Origin of the sequence: Bacillus sp. EB01 (assembly GCF_000613125.1) — a bacterium.
GTDB lineage: Bacteria > Bacillota > Bacilli > Bacillales > Cytobacillaceae > Bacillus_D.
The window spans coordinates 5,013,796-5,037,891 of sequence record NZ_HG964497.1 but is presented as its reverse complement, the minus strand read 5'-3'; the positions used below and the strand labels follow the sequence as shown (position 1 = coordinate 5,037,891).

17 protein-coding genes, 1 pseudogene and 1 riboswitch are annotated in these 24,096 nt (G+C 44.8%); of the genes and pseudogenes, 1 reads left to right on the top strand and 17 read right to left on the bottom strand.

What is annotated here, in order from left to right:
• Positions 1 to 288 precede the first annotated feature (288 nt).
• The 5 genes and pseudogenes from TY16_RS27360 to TY16_RS23745 form a co-directional block, all read right to left on the bottom strand.
• Positions 289 to 2,013, bottom strand: a pseudogene (locus TY16_RS27360) (alpha-amylase family glycosyl hydrolase); the annotation flags it as partial.
• A 667-nt stretch (positions 2,014 to 2,680) separates the two neighbouring features.
• Complete coding sequence (locus TY16_RS23760) at positions 2,681 to 3,280, bottom strand: class D sortase (RefSeq protein ID WP_043934185.1); 600 nt, start codon at positions 3,278 to 3,280, stop codon at positions 2,681 to 2,683.
• 440 nt (positions 3,281 to 3,720) lie between these two features.
• Complete coding sequence (gene sdhB / locus TY16_RS23755; RefSeq protein WP_043934184.1) at positions 3,721 to 4,527, bottom strand: succinate dehydrogenase iron-sulfur subunit; 807 nt, start codon at positions 4,525 to 4,527, stop codon at positions 3,721 to 3,723.
• A gap of 6 nt (positions 4,528 to 4,533) precedes the next feature.
• The gene (gene sdhA / locus TY16_RS23750; RefSeq protein ID WP_043934183.1) at positions 4,534 to 6,291 is read right to left on the bottom strand and encodes a succinate dehydrogenase flavoprotein subunit; all 1,758 of its coding nucleotides are present in this window, start codon (positions 6,289 to 6,291) and stop codon (positions 4,534 to 4,536) included.
• A gap of 61 nt (positions 6,292 to 6,352) precedes the next feature.
• The gene (locus TY16_RS23745; RefSeq protein ID WP_043934182.1) at positions 6,353 to 6,961 is read right to left on the bottom strand and encodes a succinate dehydrogenase cytochrome b558 subunit; all 609 of its coding nucleotides are present in this window, start codon (positions 6,959 to 6,961) and stop codon (positions 6,353 to 6,355) included.
• Positions 6,962 to 7,323: 362 nt separating this feature from the next.
• Here TY16_RS23745 and TY16_RS23740 point away from each other — a divergent pair, with 362 nt between their 5' ends.
• On the top strand, positions 7,324 to 7,767 hold the full coding sequence (locus TY16_RS23740) for a YslB family protein (RefSeq protein ID WP_043934181.1): 444 nt from the start codon (positions 7,324 to 7,326) through the stop codon (positions 7,765 to 7,767).
• Between the two features lie 52 nt (positions 7,768 to 7,819).
• On the opposite strand, the gene TY16_RS23735 is transcribed toward TY16_RS23740, so the two are convergent.
• From TY16_RS23735 to polX, 12 genes are all read right to left on the bottom strand, one after another.
• Complete coding sequence (locus tag TY16_RS23735) at positions 7,820 to 9,049, bottom strand: aspartate kinase (protein ID WP_043934950.1); 1,230 nt, start codon at positions 9,047 to 9,049, stop codon at positions 7,820 to 7,822.
• Positions 9,050 to 9,163: 114 nt separating this feature from the next.
• Positions 9,164 to 9,340, bottom strand: a riboswitch (Lysine riboswitch).
• Positions 9,341 to 9,410: 70 nt separating this feature from the next.
• Positions 9,411 to 11,183, bottom strand: coding sequence for an excinuclease ABC subunit UvrC (gene uvrC / locus TY16_RS23730; protein ID WP_043934180.1), 1,773 nt, complete (start codon positions 11,181 to 11,183; stop codon positions 9,411 to 9,413).
• Positions 11,184 to 11,502: 319 nt separating this feature from the next.
• Complete coding sequence (gene trxA, locus TY16_RS23725) at positions 11,503 to 11,817, bottom strand: thioredoxin (protein ID WP_043934179.1); 315 nt, start codon at positions 11,815 to 11,817, stop codon at positions 11,503 to 11,505.
• A gap of 119 nt (positions 11,818 to 11,936) precedes the next feature.
• Entirely contained in the window at positions 11,937 to 12,899 is a 963-nt protein-coding gene (locus TY16_RS23720) for a nuclease-related domain-containing protein (protein WP_081773090.1), read from the bottom strand.
• Positions 12,900 to 13,205: 306 nt separating this feature from the next.
• Positions 13,206 to 14,183 carry an electron transfer flavoprotein subunit alpha/FixB family protein gene (locus tag TY16_RS23715; RefSeq protein WP_043934177.1) on the bottom strand — a complete coding sequence of 326 codons (978 nt, stop codon included), beginning with the start codon at positions 14,181 to 14,183 and terminating at the stop codon, positions 13,206 to 13,208.
• A 17-nt stretch (positions 14,184 to 14,200) separates the two neighbouring features.
• The gene (locus tag TY16_RS23710; protein ID WP_043934949.1) at positions 14,201 to 14,974 is read right to left on the bottom strand and encodes an electron transfer flavoprotein subunit beta/FixA family protein; all 774 of its coding nucleotides are present in this window, start codon (positions 14,972 to 14,974) and stop codon (positions 14,201 to 14,203) included.
• A 109-nt stretch (positions 14,975 to 15,083) separates the two neighbouring features.
• Positions 15,084 to 15,854: an enoyl-CoA hydratase gene (locus TY16_RS23705; protein WP_043934176.1), complete on the bottom strand. Its 771-nt coding sequence runs from the start codon at positions 15,852 to 15,854 to the stop codon at positions 15,084 to 15,086.
• A 13-nt stretch (positions 15,855 to 15,867) separates the two neighbouring features.
• On the bottom strand, positions 15,868 to 16,458 hold the full coding sequence (locus tag TY16_RS23700; protein WP_043934175.1) for a TetR/AcrR family transcriptional regulator: 591 nt from the start codon (positions 16,456 to 16,458) through the stop codon (positions 15,868 to 15,870).
• Between the two features lie 237 nt (positions 16,459 to 16,695).
• Entirely contained in the window at positions 16,696 to 18,399 is a 1,704-nt protein-coding gene (locus tag TY16_RS23695; protein ID WP_043934174.1) for an AMP-binding protein, read from the bottom strand.
• A gap of 971 nt (positions 18,400 to 19,370) precedes the next feature.
• On the bottom strand, positions 19,371 to 19,775 hold the full coding sequence (locus tag TY16_RS23685) for a DUF350 domain-containing protein (RefSeq protein ID WP_043934172.1): 405 nt from the start codon (positions 19,773 to 19,775) through the stop codon (positions 19,371 to 19,373).
• A gap of 19 nt (positions 19,776 to 19,794) precedes the next feature.
• A complete protein-coding gene (locus tag TY16_RS23680; RefSeq protein ID WP_043934171.1) occupies positions 19,795 to 22,152 on the bottom strand; it encodes an endonuclease MutS2 in 2,358 nt (785 codons plus the stop codon).
• A gap of 61 nt (positions 22,153 to 22,213) precedes the next feature.
• On the bottom strand, positions 22,214 to 23,926 hold the full coding sequence (gene polX, locus TY16_RS23675) for a DNA polymerase/3'-5' exonuclease PolX (RefSeq protein WP_043934170.1): 1,713 nt from the start codon (positions 23,924 to 23,926) through the stop codon (positions 22,214 to 22,216).
• Positions 23,927 to 24,096: the final 170 nt, after the last annotated feature.

Sequence of the window (24,096 nt, the reverse complement as noted above, 5' to 3'; positions counted from 1 at the left end):
GCCATTGCTGTCGTTTGAAATAGTGTCTTTATTTAGCGAGTCTGTCAGAGTTACATTGGTAATTTCCAATTGGTTGTAAAGCGAATTTACATCAATTTCTTTCGACCCAGCCCCTTTGTTGACAACAACGAGGAATTGGCCCGTTTCATCTGTACGCTCGAATGCAAACACATGCTCATCGGCGGAAAGCTTTTGGAATTCCCCTGAACTCAACGCAGTTTCGCTAGAGCGTAAATTTGCTAGATTGCTATAAAATTCTTTCAGCTGAAGATCCTGCTTTTCAGCATCCCAAGGCATCATTTCACGGTAATAGCGGTCCTTCCAGTCTGAGACAGAATTGTGGCCCTTGCTTTGTGAAAGGCCTACCTCATCACCATAATAGATTACTGGCGCGCCAGGCAGGGTAAATTGCGTTGCAACCGCAAGCTTCAGTTTATCCTTATCGCCGCCGGCTTCAAAAAGGAAACGAGGCTGGTCATGGCTATCCAAAAATGATGCTGTAACGAATTCCCTTGGATAGGTATTGATGTTTTCACTGACCGTATTGCTTAAACCAACCATGCTTTGATCTTTAGCAAACGTATTGACAAGAGCATCTCTCATGCCAAAATCAAGGGCGCCGTCAAGCTCGCCAGCATAGGAATTTATTTTTTCACGGCTGTCCCACACTTCGCCGTAAATAAATGCCTCGGGTTTAAGTTCCTTTACTTTATGGCGAAAATCCACCCAGTAGCTATAGCTTGGGCCTTTTGCATAATCAAGGCGGAAGCCATCAAAATCCAGTTCATCAAGCCAGAAAGGTACGACTTCGTTCAAAATATAGTCGCGCACTTCATAGTTGTTGTTGTTTAATTCAGGGAGCTCAGCAATGCCGGAGAACGAGTTATATTTTTCCGGCCATTGGGTAAATGTGTACCAGTCATAATATTGGCTGCTTTCACCGTTTTTCAGGGCATCCTGGAAAAATGGATGCTGGATAGACGTATGGTTCGGTACAAAGTCATAAACCACTTTTAATCCTTTTGCATGTGCAGTGTCAATGACTTGTTTCATTAAGTTGCGGTCACCGAAATGATCTTCAACTTTTTCAAAATCAGCAGGATGATAGCCGTGGGAATATGGGCCTTCAAATACTGGTGAGAGCCAGATTGTGTTGGCCCCTGTACTCTTGATGTAATCGATTTTATCAAGAACACCCTTAAGGTCCCCGCCCATCCAGCCTTTTAATTGCTCGTCGTAAGGCAGGTCTTTAGTGCCTGGTTCGTCATTTGTCTCGTCTCCGTTGTTGAAGCGGTCAACAAACACATGATAAATGATTGCATTCTTTGCCCATTCAGGGGACTCGAATTGATCAACATAGTACGCAAATTCGGTCGCTCCTTCAGGCACAAGGCTATTTGTGTCGGCAAATTGAGAACTCAAGCCGCCGTCTGCCCATACATCGGCAATGTATTTAACCCGGGTATCATTTCCTTGTTTAGGGATAACACCAGTAAAAACAGTGGTGGTTACACCATTTTCAACAGTTGGCTCGTTTGCAGCGAGGGTGATGGCTTGGCCATTTTCAGCTTTTCCCAGTGCTCCAACTGGCTTTGTACCATCGGTTGTATAGTACAAAGCCCCTTTCGTAACCGTTCCAAAGTGCTTAACGGTTATTGAGACTGACACATTGTCTGCACTTGTTGGCACAGAAGGTGAAAACGAGAAGTTATGGTTAACATCCTTTGCGACCGGTACCGCTTTCCATTCAACAACGGTGTCGGAGTATACTTTCCCTCCTTCAACAAAAGTGGCCGTCCGCTTTTGATCACGCTTTTCAACATACTTGGAATCTCCCAGCGCGTACAAATACTCGAATGTGTCACCTTTATTTCCGGCAAGATCGATTTTCCATTTCCGCTCTTCTACTTTTGTAAGAGACGTAACAGTATAATTAAAACCGTTCAAAGTTGAACCAAGTGTTGGTACTGCCCAGTCCGGTGTCCCTTGAGGAAGAGTGACTTCCAAAGTCATTGATCCAGAAAAGGATGACAAGTCAATCCTGACATCTACAGTTCGTTCCTGGTCGGGATGAAAAATGAATACATAATTACCTGTCTGCGGGGGGGTAAATACAAGATTGCTCCCTTCCATCCAGTTTCCGTCCATAACAAACTTGTATTCTACCTTCTTGCCACCTTCAAGTTCGTAAGCTCTGCTTTTCCAAACTTGTTCTTCAGCGTTCCAAGTGAGGGAATCCTTATCCCCGCTCCAATGTTCACTGAAGGATGGTGCATCACCTCGCAAAACGACAGTATTATACGTTTTCTCTGCCGCTTCAACAAAAGGTGCAAACGGTACCACAAATGTTGAAAACAAAAGCACCACTGTCAAAATGGTTGATATGTACCTTTTCAACGCCATACCCCCTACTATAATAAGTTTGTGAAAACGATTGCACAAACCTGTAAAAAAATAGATTTCATGCAATCGTTTTCATTAAAATCATATCACCCCAAATCCGTTTTTTCAATTTGAAATTTTATAAAAATTTACATTTAAAACTACTTTGAAAACATAGTGAATCCGGCTCGAGCTACATGAAAGTGAAGTTTTTCAAATTTGACGAAAACAGTGAGGAGTTTTCCTGGTTGCGTCGTCGCACAAAAAATTTTCATAGAAAAACCAGCGTTTCCGCTGGTCAATTTTCTTTCTTCGGTTTTGCATAGATAATGTATCTGTCCGGGGCGTTCCCTACAAAGCGGAAGGGATAGCAAGTTGTCACAATCAATTCCTCTTCTTCCCTTTGAAGAGTAATAATAGAAGTGTCATCGGCATCAACGATTTTGGTCCTGGTGATCTCATAGGCGAAATCACCGTGTGGCATTTTAACATGTAACGAATCGCCAATTTCCAGTTCACCAAGTCTCCGGAATACAGTGTCCCGGTGGCCAGAAAGAACAATCTGCCCGTTTTCGCCCGGGTAGTAAGAACCCTTATAATGGCCGACGCCTTTTTTCAGATCATTGGGGTCGGTCCCTTCAACAATGGCTAGTTCGGACTCAATAGCGGGTATATCAAGAATTCCAACAACATCACCAAAACCTGGCTTTAACAGGCCTTTTTCATCCCGTGGAATTTCCTTTGCAGCTGCATTCGCTTTTGGCTCAATCAAATTGCGTGCTTCTTCTAGTGATTCATTTCCCTTAATTTTCGTCTCCGCAAGCTGAAAACCTCCAATACCCAGGGCGACTATTCCTGACAGAATCAACAGGAGCGGAATTATTGTTTTTAGCTTCATTCGCTTGCCTCGCTTCACGGTTAATTACCTTCATTATATCAAAAAGCAACCTGACAGGCATCCGATTAATAGGGGATTCTATGAGTAGCTTTTTTTCTTCTATGACATTCTGTTATAAAAGGTTCTGTTATTATCAATTGTCATTTTCGTGTACGTATGAGAATTCATAAGCGGAGAAATTCCGCTAATGTATATAGAGGCAGCTTAAAAAGCGGATATAAGCGGAGATATTCCGATTAACTGCCCTAAATAAGACAAAACAACTAATTTGAATCATATAACCGAAAAAACACTCCTTATTTTTAAGGGAATATGGCTATTTTTCAATTTAGTCGGAATTTTTCCTCTTATTTTTCAAAACAAAGTAAAATCTACATTCATTTATAACAGAGCCTATAAAAAAAGACTGCCCCATTTTTAGGGACAGTCTTTGGACTATATTATGCGTGGTCGCTTCCGAAGAAGTTCCGGAAAGCCTGGAATGAAGTATCACGGTTAAGTGCTGCGATTGACGTTGTGAGCGGAATGCCTTTCGGGCAAGACTGCACACAGTTTTGCGAATTGCCGCATTCTGAGATTCCACCGTCACCCATAATAGCATTCAAGCGCTCAGCCTTGTTCATTTCACCGGTTGGATGAGCATTGAACAGACGCACTTGGGATAATGGAGCAGGTCCGATAAAGTCGGATTTGCTATTGACGTTCGGGCAGGCTTCCAGACAAACGCCGCATGTCATACATTTAGACAGCTCATACGCCCACTGGCGCTTTGTTTCAGGCATACGAGGGCCAGGGCCTAGATCGTAAGTACCGTCAATCGGAATCCATGCTTTTACTTTTTTAAGTGAATCAAACATCCTGCTTCGGTCAACTTTAAGGTCACGAATAATCGGGAATGTTTTCATCGGAGCAAGACGGATTGGCTGTTCAAGCTTATCAACGAGCGCCGAGCACGATTGGCGAGGCTTATCATTGATAATCATCGAACATGCCCCGCACACTTCCTCAAGACAGTTCATTTCCCAGGATACAGGTGTTGTTTTCTTTCCGTCCTTCGTTACCGGGTTCTTACGGATTTCCATCAGTGCGGAAATGACGTTCATATTCGGACGATATGGAAGGGAAAAGGTTTCTTCATAAGAGTCAGAATCAGGAGTGTCCTGACGTGTAATGATAAAATCTACTGTTTTCTGTGAAGCTGCTGCGGCTCCGTTTACAGGTGTTTCGGTCACTGTTGTTTCAGACATTCGACTCTACTCCCCCTTCTTCTTCGTATAGTCACGCTTACGCGGTTTGATTAGGGATACATCTACATCTTCGTAAGTGATTTCCGGAGCGGACTTTTGGCCAGTGAACTTAGCCATTGTTGTTTTAAGGAAATCATCATCATTACGATCAGGGAATTCCGGCTTGTAGTGGGCACCGCGGCTCTCATTCCTGTTCAGGGCCCCAAGCGTAATAACCCTTGCGAGCTGAATCATGTTTTGAAGCTGGCGGGTAAATGCTGCTCCCTGATTGCTCCAGCGTGCTGTATCGTTAATATTGATATTTTCATAGCGTTCGATTAATTCCTGCAGCTTGTCGTCTGTCTTACGAAGCCTGTCATTGTAACGGACAACTGTGACGTTATCTGTCATCCATTCGCCAAGTTCCTTATGAAGCATGTACGCATTCTCAGTTCCATTCATCGACATAATATGGCTCCATTTCGCTTCTTCCTCGCGAACATGGTTCTCATATACAGACGTATCGACAGCCTCGGAGCTCTTCTCAAGCCCATTGATATACCTTACCGCGTTCGGCCCGGCGACCATGCCGCCGTATACCGCGGACAGTAGCGAGTTTGCTCCCAATCGGTTCGCGCCGTGCTGGGAATAATCACACTCTCCGGCAGCAAACAATCCAGGAATGCTCGTCATCTGATCATAATCGACCCAAAGCCCGCCCATAGAATAGTGGACAGCAGGGAAGATTTTCATAGGAACCTTGCGTGGGTCATCGCCCATGAATTTCTCATATATTTCAATAATGCCTCCGAGCTTGATGTCAAGTTCATGAGGATCTTTATGGGAAAGATCAAGGTATACCATGTTCTCACCGTTAATTCCAAGCTTTTGGCTTACGCATACATCGAAAATCTCACGTGTAGCGATATCCCTTGGAACAAGGTTTCCATAGGCAGGATATTTCTCCTCAAGGAAGTACCATGGTTTCCCGTCTTTATATGTCCAAATCCGGCCGCCTTCACCGCGGGCAGATTCACTCATCAGGCGAAGCTTGTCATCCCCAGGGATGGCTGTCGGGTGGATCTGGATGAATTCACCGTTTGCATAATGTGCACCCTGCTGGAAAACAATTGCCGCAGCAGAGCCGGTATTAATGATCGAGTTCGTCGATTTTCCAAAAATAATTCCAGGTCCGCCAGTTGCCATGATAACGGCATCAGCGGAGAATGAATGAATTTCCATCGAAGTCAAGTGCTGTGCTGTGATTCCGCGGCATACACCATCGTCATCGACTACTGCGCCAAGGAATTCCCAGCCTTCGTATTTCGTAACAAGCCCTGCTACTTCAAAGCGGCGAACCTGTTCGTCCAATGCATAAAGAAGCTGCTGACCAGTAGTCGCGCCAGCAAACGCTGTGCGGTGATACTGTGTACCGCCAAAGCGGCGGAAGTCCAGCAATCCTTCCGGAGTTCTGTTGAACATAACACCCATCCTGTCGAACAAGTGGATGATTCCAGGTGCTGCTTCACACATTGCCTTTACTGGAGGCTGATTCGCCAGGAAGTCCCCTCCGTAAACAGTGTCATCAAAGTGCTCCCAAGGAGAGTCGCCTTCACCTTTTGTATTGACTGCTCCGTTGATCCCGCCCTGCGCGCAAACGGAGTGCGACCGCTTTACCGGCACGAGCGAGAATAATTCAACTGGGGTGCCTTCTTCGGCAACCTTGATTGTCGCCATCAACCCGGCAAGCCCGCCTCCGACAATTATGATTTTACCTTTAGCCATCTAGTTCCACTCCCTATCCTAATTCCAATTCTGTCAGGTACGAACCCTGGTTATGTGTTAATTAAATGAATGCTGTTAAGGCGCGAATTCCAACAAAGGAAAGGGCGATAAACAGGCCGATTGTGAAATAAGTCGCAAGCCTTTGCGAACGAGGAGTCACTGTAATACCCCAGGTAACCAAAAACGACCAAAGCCCATTGGAAAAGTGGAAGATGGCCGAAAGTACGCCAACAACGTAAAAAACAAACATGAATGGCGAACTGAGAATGTCAGCCATCATATTGAAATCAACATGAGCGCCAAATGCAGCCGCAATACGTGTTTCCCATACATGCCAAACAACAAAAATAAGTGTAATGATGCCGGTCACACGCTGAAGCGTAAACATCCAGTTACGGAAAAAGCTGTACCTTTTCGGGTTATTTTTTGCCGTAAACGCAATATAAATCCCATAGATAGCGTGATAAAGCAACGGCAGATAAATTACGACTGTCTCAAGCACAAGCCTGAATGGGAGATTACCCATGAAGTCGGCTGCCTTGTTAAATGAATCTGCGCCATATGCTGCAAAATGGTTCACCGTCAAGTGCTGAATCAAGAATACACCGATTGGAATGATGCCAAGCAGCGAGTGCAGCCTGCGATACAAAAACTCTCTGTTTTCCGCCATAAACATACCCCCTAGTAATTGCGATGATGGCTCCCCTATAAAACTATAAACCTATCATCATTGTGAAAAACTTATGAACCTTTTTTTACATTATTGTGACATGTTCATTTTACCCCCAGTCACGGGGGTCGTCAAGAAAACGGATACAGAAAATCGACTAAAAAACTAAATTTTGAAAATATATTAATATAGAAAAGCAGTTTTTCCACTATCAACTTAAATAGCATTATTGCACCTAAAGGGGTAATAATTTTCATTATATTTGTATATTAGAATATTCTTCCAAGCTCTGATTATTCTTTCACGGTTTTTCCTGACTATAAATTTGTATATAATAGAGTTGTAGAAAGAGGGGAATTTTTTTGAACGAGCAAACTGCATCTGAAGTTAAAGAAACTGAAACTGTAAGCAAATTTGGATATGAATTGATTAGGGAAGTACTTCTTCCCGAATTACTTGGAAAAAATACGCCTGAGCTTATGTATTGGGCTGGTAAACTTTTAGCCAGGAAATACCCATTGAAATCGGTTGATGAAATAAAAGCCTTTTTTGCACGTGCATCCTGGGGCGATTTGGTTGTTCGCAAGGAGAAGAAAAATGAAATCGAATTCGAGCTCTCATCCATTCTGCTTGCTTCACGAGTCCCTTCTAAGGCTGAAACTTATTTCCAGTTGGAAGCAGGCTTTCTCGCTCAGCAATTCGAACTGCAAAAGGGTGTAGTCGCGGAAGCCTTCGAGCACCCGATTAAAAAGGCAAAGGTAGCCTCATTTACAGTTAAATGGGACAGCATGGACTTCATTAAGTAAAATACAAGCAAAACCCCTCTCCGTTTCAGGTGAAAAGAGAGGGGTTTTTGCTTTAAGAGCGGACGCCGGTACCGGCTAGTGAAAACGCATCATGCAGCGTTTCTACGGCTGTGATCATCAGTTTTTCTTCAATTACGACCGATACTTTGATTTCAGATGTGCTGACCATTTTTACCTGAATACCATTATCAGCTAGCACGCTGAACATTTGTGCCGCTACGCCTGGGTTAGAAACCATTCCCGAGCCGACGATGGAAACCTTCGAAAGTCCTGTTTCAGTTTCAATCCTGTCATACCCCAATGTCTTCCGGTTTGCCTCAAGAACCTCAATCGTCCTTTCAAGATCATCGGTTTTAATGGAAAAAGATAGATTTGCAGTCCCTTCCCCGGTCACACTCTGGATAATGATGTCTACGTTCAGTTCGTTTTCTGCCAGCGCAGTAAAAATGGATGGCAAACCTTTTAGCGATTCAGACAGTCCAATTACCGATACCCTTGTTATTTGATCCTCAAATGCGACTCCCCGTACAATAAGATTTTCTTCCATCGATACTTCCTCCTCAATCATCGTTCCGTTTTCTCTTTCCATACTTGACCTGACAACCAGCGGTATTCCATAATTTTTCGCAAATTCAACTGCCCTCGGGTGCAGGACACCTGCGCCGAGATTCGCTAATTCAAGCATTTCATCATATGAAATCGATAGTAATTTCCGAGCATTTTTCACATACCGCGGATCAGTTGTAAACACTCCGGTAACATCCGTATAAATATCGCAGCGGGCAGCCTTTAATGCCGCCGCCAGCGCAACTGCAGTCGTATCGGAACCTCCGCGGCCAAGTGTGGTGATATCACCTGAGTCTGTTACCCCCTGAAATCCTGCGATAACAGCTACTTTTCCAGTCTCAAGTGTTTTTGCAACAACAGAAGGCTCAATGGACTGAATTCTTGCGTTTCCATGAACAGGTTCGGTTTTGATTCCGGCCTGCCATCCTGTAAAGGAAACTGCTTCCTGCCCAAGTGCCTTTAATGCCATGCTTAAAAGTGAAATCGTTACCTGTTCCCCTGTTGAAAGAAGCATGTCCATTTCACGCTTGGATGGCGAAGATGTGATATCCTTTGCCAGCGCAACCAACTGATCCGTTGTCTTCCCCATTGCTGATACAACGACTACTACATCATTGCCGTTCGCCCGTTCTTCAAGAACCCTTTTTGCAACATTCATGATGCGCTCGGGTGTTCCAACAGATGTGCCTCCGAATTTCTGAACAATAATTGCCACTGTTTCCCCTTCTTTCAATCAATTCTAAATTTCTGTTGTTATCTCCACAAATAAAAAAGGGCAATGAGAGAATATCTCATTGCCCGGATACGCAAAATACAAATTTACGCATCTATGTGAGATAGCCCTCCAGGGTGAGTCACCCTGACAATCCTGCATTTATTCAATACAGGACCAGCATGGGATGGAATGGGCCATCCTCAGCTTCGGCGGTATTCCCTTTCAAAATCCTTCTTAGATTCCCATCATCTCCGGATTCTTACTCTTGAAGCCCGCGCCTCTACCTACACTTTAGAAGTTTAAAGTGATAGTATTATGAAATTTCCATCATTATAGCATAGTAAATTAAATTCTGACAATACTATGTGTTCAGCTTTTTTATTAATTCCTCGGCAACTGCTGCCGGAATACCAAGCGCCTGGAATTGTTCCGGTGTTGCCTCTTTCATTTTTTTAACAGAGCCAAAGTTCTTTAATAACAGCTTTTTCCGCTTTTCACCGATTCCAGAAATGGAATCCAGGACCGACTGAAAAGCACTTTTTCCGCGCAACTGCCTGTGGAATGTTATTGCGAAGCGGTGAACCTCGTCCTGAATTCGCTGCAGCAGGTAGAACTCCTGGCTATTTCTCGGAAGCGGCATGATTTCCAGAGGATTGCCAAACAGCAAATTGGATGTTTTATGTTTCTCGTCCTTAACGAGACCCCCAAGCGGAATATCGAGTCCAAGCTCATTCTCCAAAACATCCCTGACTGCCTCAACATGTCCTTTGCCTCCATCGATAATTATCAGGTCCGGTAGCGGAAGCCCCTCTTTCAAAGCACGGGAGTATCTTCTTCTAGCAACCTCGCGCATCGATTCATAGTCATCCGGGCCCTTTACAGACTTAATCTTATACTTCCTATATTCCTTTTTATACGGCTTCCCGTCCATAAACACAACCATCGCCGATACGGGGTCAGTCCCCTGGATATTTGAATTATCGAATGCCTCAATTCGATTCGGTGTATAAATGCCGAGGATCGCTCCGAGGTTTTCGACAGCTTTAATGGTGCGGTGTTCATCGCGCTCGATAAGGGAAAACTTTTCAGTCAAGGCGATCTGCGCATTTTTAACTGCAAGTTTGACGAGGTCCTTTTTCGGGCCGCGCTGAGGCTGTAGTACTTTAACACCTAACAGGGTTTCAGCCATCTGGCAGTCGACGCTATCCTGAATAAGGATTTCCTTCGGTTTGAAGTGGCTCGCCTGATCGTAAAACTGTCCAAGGAAAGTCAGCATTTCCTCCTCAGGCTCTCCGTATACAGGAAAGAGTGAAACATCCCGCTCAATCAGTTTTCCCTGCCTGACAAAGAAGACCTGGACACACATCCAGCCTTTATCGACAGCATAGCCAAACACATCACGGTCCGTGAAATCAGTGGTCGTGATTTTTTGTTTCTCCATTGTTGCTTCAATATTGGCAATTTGATCACGAAATTCCTTGGCACGTTCAAAATCAAGCTGTTCAGCGGCCTCCGTCATCTTCTCTGTAAGTTCCTTTTTGATTTCCTTGTAGCCGCCGTTCAGGAAACGGGTAATTTCGTCAGTCATTCTTTTATATTCCGACTCCGGCACTTCCTTCACACAAGGTGCCAGGCACTGGCCCAGATGGTAATAAAGGCAGACCCGGTCGGGCAAAGTCGCACATTTCCTAAGCGGGTAAATACGGTCCAGCAGCTTCTTCGTTTCATTCGCTGCCTGTACATTCGGGTAAGGGCCAAAGTACTTCCCCTTATCCCGCTTCACCTTCCTGGTAATAATCAGCTTTGGATGCCGCTCCGCTGTCAGCTTAATGAACGGATACGTTTTATCATCCTTCAACATAATATTGTATTTCGGGTCATGTACCTTAATCAGGTTCAGCTCGAGAATGAGCGCCTCCATATTGGAGGATGTAACGATATATTCAAAATCCTCGATCTCAACGACAAGCCGCTGTGTTTTTGCATCATGCGAGCCGGAAAAGTAGGATCTGACTCTGTTCTTTAAAACTTTTGCCTTGCCGACATAGATGATGGTTCCTTGTCGGTCTTTCATTAAATAGCAGCCTGGCTGGTCCGGCAGCAGAGCCAGCTTTTGCTTGATTGTTTCATTCATGTCTGCGGACACCGCCTTCTCAATACTTGTGCAAAAGACTATTATACCGCGTTTTTCACTATTCTACCATAGGGGCGTAGCGGATTGAATTTCGAACTTGTCGAGTCGACCAGTTTTTAGTAGAAAAGCGTAAGCGCCTCGGTCATCGCCGTACAAAATGGAGGGACTTCGACTGAGATAAAGGAATCACGAAGAGCGCAAGCGCATTCGTGCGTGACTTATCGTAGGGAGGAGGCCTGAAGTTTGATAGGCGATAGGCGCTAAAGCTAGACATAAAAAACAGCCCTGGCAAGTTGCCGGGGCTGCTGATTCTTGAAACTTATAGGTGATTTTCGATAACCGCTGTAAGGTTTTCTTTAGGCTGGTAGCCGACAACCTTGTCAACAACTTCGCCGTCTTTCATAAGAAGCAGTGTTGGGATGCTCATAACGCCGTATTGGGACGCAGTTTCAGGATTTTCATCAACATCGAGTTTGACGATTTTTACTTTGTCGCCAATTTCGCCATCGATTTCTTCAAGAACAGGAGCAATCATTTTGCAAGGGCCGCACCAAGTTGCCCAAAAATCTACAAGAACAAGGCCTTTTCCGGTTTCGCCGGAGAAGTTTTGGTCTGTTACGTTTGAAATAGCCATGTTAAGCCTCCTAATTGTTTCTAAAATTCTACCGAAAGTATACCACCATTTTCCTATGCATGCTAATAATTTGTTTCACCTGTATCGTCCCCATTTTCCCGGGGCGGCATTCGGTAAATTTAGGGGAGGGAATATGTTCGGCCTTTGGTTTTTCCTTTGGCTATTAGGTCCATAGACTGAAGCAGCCTCCTAGCAATATGCGGCGAGGGAAGCTTTAAGAGTTCACAACATTCCTGGTTGGATATAAAATTTTTCACAACCAATAAATAGTCTTTTATAACTGTGGTATGGGCATCCTTTGATTGCGCCTTGCACCAGCGGCAATGCCAGTTCACTCCTCTTCGATCCATCGGCCGCTTCTTGCAGGAGGTACACGGCACCGCTATCAGAAGCTCATCCTTCTTCAGACCATAATTTTTAAGGATATCAATGGTTTCGGGAGAATGTGCCTTTTTGAGGAGCCGGGCTGCCTTTTTAATTTCCTTGACTGTAACAATTTCTTTTTTGTAACGTTTCGCTAGTTCCAAAACTTTAAGGGGGAGACTTTTTGCAGTCCCAACGTGCCTTGCAACAGAACCGCTGCTGCAGCGGAATGAAGCCTTTTCACTACTTATAATGGCTAGGTGCTCAATTGGAGGAATCTGAAATTTGTGGCTGGCGAACCATTCTTTCAATTGGTTGGAATGGTTGAGGGCTTGAACGAGCGGATTGTCCGCCCCGGTAGTGGTGTCATGGAAATGAACGGTGAGGACTCCTGTATCTCCGTTAAAATATAATTCATTAGAAAAACTCTTGATCTCAACAACAATGAAAAATTTAGTAGTGAGGATTAACGTATCGATTTGGAAAATGAGGTCCTTGTAGGTAAGACGGAGATCATGTAGGACGAAGTATTCATCGGGGAGAAGTTGGGTGTAGTAATCTGCATCCTGCTCTCCTTTGTATCCTTTTCTGCGGTTTTTCAGGTCTTGTTTTACTTTTGGAACCACTGAATGATTGGGTTCAAGAAATCTCAGTAATGCTTCGAGAGTTAAAATCTTTACCGGGACCCCTCTGGCTTTCAATAACTGCAGATAAATCACTCCTTTTAATTTTCGCTACATTCTTTTCTTCTTTATGATTGGTCGTGAATCCTTTTAAATGGTGTTATAGTCATTAAACAGACACCACTTTTACAATAATTGTAAATTCCATTTTACTCCGCGAGGTCGATTTTACAATATTTGTAAGATTCGCCATCCTCTTAAAATTAATTCAGCGATTTTTTCATTAATTCGAACAGTTTTTAAATTAATTCAGCGGTTTTCAAATTAATTCTCTAAGTGCAGAATATTCAAACAAACGTACTTAAAAAAAACGGATGGTTTTCACCACCCGCCCATTACTTATTATGAATGAACTTTTAATTTCTTGAATTCTTCTGTCAGGATTGGGACTACTTCGAACAGGTCTCCGACAATCCCATAATCTGCGACTTTGAAGATGTTGGCTTCAGGATCTTTGTTGATGGCTACGATGACTTTTGAGTTGGACATTCCGGCTAAGTGCTGGATGGCACCGGAAATACCGCAGGCAATGTATAAGTCAGGTGTAACTACCTTACCAGTTTGGCCGATTTGCAGCGAGTAATCGCAATAGTCGGCATCGCATGCCCCACGGGATGCACCAACTGCACCGCCAAGCACCTGCGCGAGCTCCTTCAATGGCTCGAATCCATCCGCACTCTTAACACCGCGGCCGCCAGCAACGACTACTTTCGCTTCAGAAAGGTCGACACCATCGGTTGCTTTCCTGACAACTTCCTTTACAATCGTCCTTAGATCTTTGATTTCAACAGCGACTGATTCAGCATTTCCACTTGCTCCATCATTTTTCTCAAGTGGAGCAATATTATTAGGGCGGATGGTAGCAAATATGATACCATCTGTCACAATTTTCTTTTCAAATGCCTTTCCTGAATAGATCGGCCTTGTAAACACAAGATTTCCACCCGCCGCTTCAAGGTCAGTTACATCTGAAACAAGTCCGCTGCCAAGCTTTGCGGCAACTTTTGGCGCCAAGTCCTTACCTTGTGCGGTGTGGCCAAAAATGATGCCTTCAGGGCTCTCGGCATCAACGACTGCCAATAATGCCTGGGAATAACCGTCCGGTGTGTAATTTTTAAGCTTTGCATCTTCTACAACGACAACCCTGTCCGCTCCATATTGGAAAAGCTCTCCACTTAAAGCGCTTACACTTTCGCCAATAAGAAGCCCAACTACTTCTCCGCCTTCTGCTACTCTTTTACCCGCTGCAATGGCTTCGAACGTAACATTCCTTAACGAACCGTCACGAACTTCGCCCAATACCAAAACTTTTCTCGCCATAACTCTTTCCCCCTCTATTAAACTACTTTTGCTTCGCTATGCAAAAGCTGGACTAGTTCTTTCACCTGGTCAGCAAGCTCACCTTGAAGGACGCGCCCTGCCTCTTTCTTAGGCGGCAGATAAATTTCAATCGTCTTTGTCTTCGCTTCAACATCGTCCTCTTCTAGGTCAAGATCATCTAATTCCAATTCTTCAAGTGGTTTCTTTTTCGCCTTCATAATTCCTGGAAGCGAAGGATAGCGCGGATCGTTGAGCCCTTGCTGAGCAGTGACAAGCAATGGCAATGACGTTTCGACAACCTCGGAGTCACCTTCAACATCACGGGTTACAGTCACAGTGCCGCCGTTAATTTCGAGTTTAGTGATTGTTGTGACGTATGGAATATCGAGCAATTCGGCTACACGAGGCCCAACCTGTCCTGATCCTCCGTCAATTGCGACATTGCCACCAAGGATTAGGTCAGCTTCTTTGTCCTTTAAAAATTCTGCGAGGATTTTTGCTGTTGTAAACTGGTCGCCATTTTCTACGTCATCCTCGGTATTGATAAGGACCGCTTTATCCGCACCCATCGCTAGAGCAGTTCGGAGCTGCTTTTCAGCTTCCTCAGAGCCAACCGATACAACAGTTACTTCGCCACCCTGTGCATCTCTGACACGGATTGCTTCCTCAATTGCATATTCATCGTACGGGTTGATGATGAATTCGGCTCCATCCTCGTTGATTTTGCCACCCGATATTGAAATTTTTTCTTCAGTATCGAACGTTCTTTTCATTAATACAAAAATATTCATGCCGTTTTCCCTCCCAAAATTCATTCTTCTAAAGATTGAAAAAAATCGGGACAAAAAAATCCCTGTATGGATATCCCCGCAGGGCCTTGTGCCCTGCAGGATTATCATTTTATCCTTTAAAATTCGGCTCCCGCTTTTCAATAAAAGCCTGGATGCCTTCCTTGCCATCTTCGGACATAAACACCTCGCCGAACAGGCCGGCTTCACGTTTTACACCTTCATAAAACTGTTCCGATTTAGAGTAGTTCAGAAGCTCAATCGCTGCCTTCAAAGAACCAGAGCTCTTTTTGGCAATCTTTTTTGCCAGTGTAAAAGCATGCTCCATCAGTTCAGCTTCCGGATATGCGTGGTTGGCAAGTCCATAGTGGACTGCTTCAAGGCCTGTAATCGGTTCAGATGTAAACATCATTTCCGCAGCGCGTGCAAAGCCAACATATCGAGGCAGCCTTTGTGTTCCAGCAAATCCCGGAACAAGTCCCAGCTGCAGCTCAGGAAGACCGAGCTTGGCTGTTTCACTGACCAGCCTGATATGGCAGGCCATCGCAAGTTCAAGTCCGCCTCCCAATGCCGCACCATGGATGGCCGCAATGATTGGTTTCGGGAATCTTTCCATTCTCTCAAAAAGGTCTTGGCCAAGCTTGCCATGTGAAGCGAAGTCGCTTTCCGATTTGATGCTAGTAAACTCTTTAATATCCGCCCCTGCGGAGAAGAACCGTCCTTCTCCATGAATAAGAAGCACCCTGATGTCGTTTCTTGGTTCGACTTCATCCAGTACCGAAGCTAGTTCCTTCAGAACTCCCGAGGAGAGCGCATTTGCTGGCGGACGGGCTATGGAGATTGTTGCAATCCCGCCGTCATCGGTCCATTTTAAAAATTCCATCGTCAATTCCTCCTTACTTGCCATTACTGCTAATCCCATTAAGCAGCAATCTATGAACAGGGCCGCTTAACGCATTTAAATCATACTTCTGTTCATTCATTACCCAGGAAGTCACGGTTTCATCAATTGTCCCAAAGATCATTTGCCGTGCAAGCCTAACATCAAGCCCGTCAGAAAATTCACCATTGTTTTTGCCTTCAGCCAGTATTTTATCAATGACCTGAAGGTACCCCTTCAGAACTTCATTGATCCGATGGCGAAGTTCCTTGTTGGATTGCCTGAGCTCCAGCTGGGTAACAATGGCAAGATGATGATCTGTCGACAGCAAATTGAAATGGGAATTCACCAACAGTAATAACTTCTCTGCGGCCGTCCCTTTTCCTGCCATCATCGCCTCAATTTTTTCTATGTAGGTTCCCATCTTTTCTTCAAATAAAGAAATCAGGATATCTTCCTTGTTTTTAAAATACAAATAAATCGTACCGTCCGCCACGCCAGCCTGCTTGGCAATCTTTGAGACTTGGGCCTGGTGATAGCCATGTTCCGCTATTACAACAACGGCGGCATCAATGATTTGCATGTATTTTGGTTTATTTTTCTTCAACCCCGATCCCTCCTCCTTGAAGAAAAAATACGTTTTTTAAAATGAATGACCATTCATTCATAATTTTATTTTAAATCCCCGGCTCTTTACCTGTCAAGCCTCCTGCACTGTTCCTAATTGAACTTTCCCTCACTATCATAACATAAACTAAAATCAATCACATTTACTGCCACAGTGACGGATACTTTTAAGTTTCATTTTCTACATAAAACAAGAAGCCGCATAAGCGGCCCCTCTTTAGGCATGCTTCTGTTCTTCCTCGACAAGCTTTCTTTTTTCCTCATCAATCAGTGCACGCCTGAGGATTTTTCCGACAGCGGTTTTTGGAAGTTCTTTTCTGAATTCATAAATACGCGGGACTTTAAATGAAGCAAGGTGCTTTCTGGCAAATTCATCGAGATCCTTTTCAGTCAGGGTAGCTCCTTCTTTTGCGACTACATACGCCTTAACCGTTTCCCCGCGGTATGGGTCTGGTACACCTGCCGCTACAACTTCCTGGACATCTGGATGTTCGTAGAGAACTTCCTCAATTTCACGCGGATAGATGTTGAAGCCGCCTGCAATGATCATATCCTTTTTCCGATCGACAATATAGAAGTATCCATCTTCATCCATATAACCGAGGTCACCAGTCAAAAGCCATCCATCCTTCAGCGTCATTGCCGTATCCTCAGGGCGGTTCCAATAGCCCTTCATGACCTGGGGACCTCTTACGGCAATTTCACCAATTTCACCTGCGGGCAGCCGCTCGCCATTCTCCATGGAAAGGATGGCCGCGTCAGTATCTGGCCATGGTACGCCAACACTTCCTTTTACCCTCGGGCGGTCCCAGAGGAAATTAGAATGGGTTACAGGTGACGATTCTGTCAGGCCATACCCTTCAACAAGTTTTCCACCCGTTACTTTTTCAAATTTCTCCTGTACTTCAACCGGTAGCGGTGCCGAGCCGCTTATACAGGAATCAATGGATGAGAGGTCGTATTTTTGAATATCGGGATGGTTCAATAATCCTATATAAATTGTTGGGGCACCCGGGAAGAGTGTCGGCTTTTTCTTTTGGATTGTTTTCAGTGTATCCTCTACATCAAATTTTGGCATAAGAATGATTTCATTGGCTTCGATTATGGAAAGAAGGAGGACCGTTGTCATCCCGTATACATGGAACAATGGCAAAATCCCCAGTACCCTTTCTTTCCCCCTCTGACACTTATACATCCACTTTCTGCACATGGTTGTGTTTGCAATAAGGTTTTTATGCGTCAGCATGACACCCTTTGGGAAGCCTGTTGTTCCTCCGGTATATTGAAGGAGTGCAAGATCTTCTTCAAAATCAAATGGAAAGGCCTCAATTGGGCCAGCTGGCCGTTTCATGATTTCGGTGAGCAGATGGTCACTGCCTTCGTGCTTTACATTTACAACTATCCCGTACTGTTTTTTCTGGATGAATGGGTAAATTAGGTTTTTCGGGAATGGGAGATAGTCTTTGATAGCGGTTACAATTATGTGTTTTAAATTAGTCTGCTTCATGACCTTTGAAACACGCGGGTACAAAATATCGAGGGTAACAATAGCAAGAGCACCGGAATCCTTCATTTGGTATTCAAGCTCGCGTTCTGTGTACAGGGGATTCGTCTGAACTACGATACCGCCTGCCATTAAAATCCCGAAGAAGCTAATCACTGCCGCGGGTGTATTAGGCAGCATCACTGCGACACGATCCCCTTTGCCAATTCCTATAGACTGAAGGTAGGATGCCAATTTCTGAGCCGACTCTCTTACTTCGCTGAATGTAAGGTTCTTACCCATAAAGTGAATTGCTGTTTTATCTGGAAACTCATCAGCAGCCTTCAGTAAATACTCATGCAGCGGATCTGTAGGATAATCTAGCACCGCTGGTATCTCTTCGGGATAATGTTTTAACCACGGTTTGGTTTCGTTCATAAGCGCCTCCTTATTGGTGAATTTTTTTAAAATTCTTTCTTTTCTCTTCCCACTATTATAATCTATTCATGCCAATACGACAAACAGAATATATTGACCTATGAAAATAGGATTAGAGAGCTGTACAAATTATTTATAAGGGCGAAAAAATAAGGCTGTTCCAATAGTACTTATTGGCGCCATTTTTTGTTGGTTAATTAGTATCAGTGGATTTCCGCTCTAGGCGCTTCGCTTTCCGCGGGCGGTCGGGAAGCCCTGTCTAGCTGCGGCTCCTAGCTCCTCGAGGTCGCTATGGTCCCTCAGCTGAAGTGAAAGAGCCACTTCTGCTTCAGGCCCCCCACAAGAGTATGCTTCGGAAGCATAGACATCGCACGAAGAAAATGCGTTTTTTGCATTTTCGAGGAGCGCTTGTCGGAGCTGGGCAGTCGCCTCGCTTTTCTGTCTCCTCTGCGCTTTAAGCGCCTGTGGGGTCTCCCCATGACCCGCTTTTCCCGCAGGACGTTGAATATCCTCCCCCGAAAATACATCGCAGGAGAAAATGCGGTCTTTGCATTTTCGAACGAGTCTCGCGCCTTCCGCTTCAATCAAAAAAAGTTACTGCATAAAAAATAAGAAAGTTTCCTTTTTAAGCATCACAACAAATAACCAAAAAGAATGTATTTTTATATATTCGTAAACTAACATTGGCCAGCTTGTTCTTCAAATGAATATAAAACTCATCCCATAGTAGGCCGTCCTCCTAGTTTAGAACAGAGATAAACCCACCCCAGAATGTGCTGAAATTCATTAAAAACCAAAAAGCAATCTTCAAAAAATAAAAGCTGCCCCAAAAAAGTCGTCATTCAACAACCCTTTGGGACAGCGGCTCACCTTATGCAAAAAACGCCATATAAATTACGCCAATCAGGAAAAAGAGGCCACAAAGAGCCAGTAATACCTTCCCCAGTGTTTCCACTTTACTTTACCTCGCTTTAAATACCGGATCCGATAATAAACGATAATCCGATAGAAATAACCATTGAAATAAAACCAACGGCCATGTTGCCTTTCTCAATTTCCTGATCCACATTGAACTTCGGGGTCAGGAACTCGAAAATGAAATATCCGCAAAGAAGGAGCGCAAAGCCATACACACCCCAGCCAATCATTGATAGGACAGAACTATGTTCAAGGATGGCGTAGCGGAATATGTTTGCAATCCCAAGGATTTTTCCGCCTGTCGCCATGGCTACAGCCATATTCCCTTTTTTGATTTCTTCCCAGTTGTCATACTTGGTTACCAACTCAAATACAGCAAGGGATAAGACCAGGAAGAGGACAACGACACTATAATAGGCTGCAATTTGAATATATTCATTTTGCCAGAATTGATCCATACCGGTATTCTCCCCGAATTTATTTAAACTCTGCTATCGTTACTCCAGTTCCGCCTTCACCTGCATCGCCAAACCGTATTTTTTTGACTGAACGGTGGTTGCGAAGATATTCCTGGACTCCCTGCCTTAATGCGCCTGTCCCCTTGCCATGGATGATTGAAACCCTAGGGTAGCCGGCCAATAGTGCGTCGTCGATGTATTTTTCTACTTTCATCAAGGCATCTTCATAACGTTCACCACGTAAATCCAATTCAAGGCCTACATGTGAATCGCGCCCTTTGACAATCGCCATCGGCTTGATCTCCTTCGGCTTAGGTACATTAATATACTCCAGGTCCTTTTCAGCCACTTTCATTTTCAGGATACCGATTTGGACCTGCCATTCATTATTCGAAGACTTTTCAATCAGGGTTCCCTTCTGGTCAAAGGTGAGTACCTTTACTTCATCCCCTGGTTTTAAAGTATGCTTCGCTGCTTTCTTCGCACCCGGTTTTTCTGTCTTCTTCACCTCTGGTGCGGCTCCGGCCAACCGCTGCCTTGCATCAATCAGTTCATGTTCTTTGATTTCCGCATTCTTTTCTAAGCGCATTTTTCTGAGATCGGCGATAATGTCTTCTGCTTCACGGGTTGCATTTTCAACAATTTTGCGAGCCTTCTCGGCCGCTTTTTCCATCAATGCATCCTTCTGGTCATAATACTCGACAACCTGCTTTTGAAGGTCGGAATGCAGCTTTTCAGCCTGGCGCAAAAGATCATGGGCATCAGCCAGTTCTTCCTCGGCTTCACGCCTGCTTGTTTCCAATGATGAAATCATTTTATCGATTTGCGAGCTATTCTCGCCAACATGCGATCTTGCGCTGGCTATGACGTTCTCATTCAAGCCGAGCCGCTTGGAAATTTCAAACGCATTGCTTCGTCCGGGCACCCCAAGCAGAAGCCTGTAGGTCGGGCTCAATGTCTCAATGTCAAACTCGACACTTGCATTCATTACACCTTCCCGGTTGTAGCCATAAGCCTTCAATTCAGGGTAGTGAGTCGTCGCAATCACCCGAGTCCCGCGACTGTGCACTTCATCAAGAATGGAGATCGCCAGGGCAGCTCCCTCCTGCGGGTCTGTTCCGGCACCAAGCTCATCGAATAAGACAAAGCTGTTGCCATCCGCCTTATTCAGGATGTCGACGATATTGACCATATGTGAGGAGAATGTACTTAAGCTTTGCTCAATTGATTGTTCGTCGCCGATATCTGCATATACCGCAGAGAAAACGGCCAACTCGGAGCCGTCAAGAGCAGGAATCTGCAAACCGGACTGAGCCATGAGCGTACATAGACCAACCGTTTTCAAAGTAACGGTTTTTCCGCCCGTATTGGGCCCTGTAATGACAATCGTAGTGAAATCCTTCCCAAGCACGATATCATTCGGCACAACCACATCGGCACGAATTAAGGGGTGGCGAGCCTTATAAAGAGCAATTCTGCCTTCATTGTTCATCCTCGGTTTAGATCCTTTAATCGAACGGCCATAACGTGCTTTTGCAAAAATAAAATCAAGCTCGCCAAGCACCTCGGTTATTTCTTCTAACTCAGAGCTATGGTCAGCAACCTTTGCAGAAAGTTCGGCAAGGATTCTCTCAATTTCAAGTGATTCCTTTACCCTGATGTCCTGCACTTGATTATTGAGTTGGACGACCACTTGCGGCTCAATGAACAGGGTTTGTCCGGATGAACTTTGATCATGGATAATGCCGCCATAATGGGCCCGATATTCCTGCTTCACCGGGATGACGAACCTGTCATTTCGGATTGTGATGATGGCATCGGAAAGCATTTTCTGTGCATTTGATGAACGGATCATGCTTTCAAGCTTTTCCCTAACCCTTGCTTGATTCGAACGCAGTTGCTGGCGGAGTGCCCTCAGTGTTTCACTGGCTGTATCAAGAACTTCTCCGCTTTCTTCGATTGCCATTTTGATAGCCTGCTCAAGATTCGCAAGCGGAACAATCCTGCTTGTATAGCCTATCAGGTGCGGGACCTTGCTATTTTCATCATCCAGGTTTTCTATAAAGCGTTTGATTTGCCTGCTGGCATGTACTGAACTGGCAACCTGGACTAGTTCCATTGGACTTAAAGTTCCGCCAATAACGGATCGTTTAATATGGGCCCTGATATCATGAATGCCAGAAAGCGGCACATTTCCCTTAAGCCTTAATGCGGTCGTCGCCTCATCCGTTTCTTCCTGCAGACGCTCAACTTCGTGATAGTCCGTTGAAGGAACGAGCCTTGACAGCTTATCACGCCCGAGCGGGGATGAAGCAAAATCTGATAGCTGTTCCCTGACCTTGAAAAACTCAAGGACTTTCATTGTTCTTTCCTGCATGGAGAAGCTCTCCTTTATCTGTATGCTGCTGTTTTTGTGAATACAGTGGCAGCTTAATTTATCAATTACGGTGATGCAAAAATTGGAGCAGTTCGTCTAAAGTATACGTATTCAGGACTGAACTGCCTTTAATCCAGCCTTTCCTGGCGGCGGCAACTCCGATTTGCATATGGTTCAACATCGCTACTTTGTGGGCATCTGTATTAATTGCAATCTTTACGCCAAATTCCTGGGCTTTCTTCAAGTATTCGTAAGAAAGGTCAAGCCGATGCGGATTTGCATTCAGCTCCAGTGCCGTATTTGTTTCCTTTGCCAGGTCCAGCAGCATGTCAATATCAACATCGTACCCAGCCCTGCGTCCAATCAGCCTTCCAGTAGGATGGGCAATTATATCGACATGTGGATTCTCAAGCGCCGTTCTCAGCCTTGCCATGATTTTCTCCCGAGGCTGTGAAAAGGCAGAATGGATTGATGCGATAACGATATCAAGTTCCCCAAGCAATTCGTCGTCATAATCGAGAGTCCCATCTGGCAGGATATCCATCTCAACTCCGGAGAGAATTTTGAAATCGTTATATTTGGCATTTAGGCGGCGTATATCTTCGTTCTGCTCCCGGAGCCGTTCCGGAGTCAGTCCATTGGCCACCTTTAAAAATTGTGAATGGTCGGTAATGGCGATATAGCTATACCCCATTGCCCTGCACGCTTCAGCCATCTCTTCAATTGTGTGGGCTCCATCACTCCATGTCGAGTGCATATGAAGATCGCCCTGGATTTGTTCAACGCCAACCAGTCCGAACTCCGGTGTGTATTTCTCCACTTCAGTGCCATCTTCGCGAATTTCAGGAGGAAAGAAAGGCAAGCCGAAATAGGCGTAAAACTCTTCCTCTGTATTAAAAGTCTTTACACCCGACTCTGTTTCAACCCCATATTCGCTGATCTTTTCCCCGCGTTCCTTAGCAAGCTGCCTCATTCGAACATTGTGGTCCTTTGAACCGGTAAAATGGTGGAGGGCAGTCGCATATTCATCACTTGAAACAAGCCGGAAATCGGCTGATATATCATAGTCGAACCCAAAGGTGATCGAGACCTTAGTATCTCCTGCACCGATAATTTCCTTTATATCCGGAAGTCCCAGTAGCTGTTGCCTTACCGATTCCGGGTTGCTTGTGGCAATGATGAAGTCAAGGTCCTTGACTGTTTCAGCCCATCGGCGAATACTTCCGGCTCTTGAAAATTTTTCAATATCGTTCATTTCAGATAGTTGCATTTCAATTTTCGCGGCAATTGGCAGCATATAAGCTAGCGGAAGACGTTCTGGACGTTCGCCCGCTTTTTCGATGGCAGCCAGGATTTTCTCTTCGGACTTTTTCCCGAAGCCCGGTAATTCCGAAATTTTATGCAGCCGGCATGCTTCTTCCAGATCTGCGATATCCTCGATGCCGAGAAGATCATGGAGCTTGGCGAGCTTTTTACCGCCTAGGCCTGGCAGCTTTAATAGCGGAACTAACCCTGCAGGGACTTCTTCCTGCAATTCCTTAAGAACGGAGGAGCTGCCTTCCTGAATAAATTCTTCTATTACCGCAGCCGTCCCTTTGCCTATACCGGATATAGCTGTAAAATCAGTAATTCCGGAAAGGCTCCGATTATCTGTTTCCAATGCAAAGGCTGCTTTCCTGAAAGCCGATACTTTAAACGGATTTTCCCCTTTAAGTTCCATATAAACAGCAATGGTTTCAAGCAGTCCAATTACATCTTTTTTATTTTTTTCCATTGTTAGTACCCACCATCCCTTCATTACGTTTAAGCAAGCGAAAAGTTCCATTTGAACAACATAAACCGCACGCGCCCTGTGACAGGCAAAGAGCCGCCTGTCCCTGCGATGATTATTCTCAGTAGTTTTCCTTGGTGGCAACGCCGTTCAACTAAACTAAACTTTTTAAG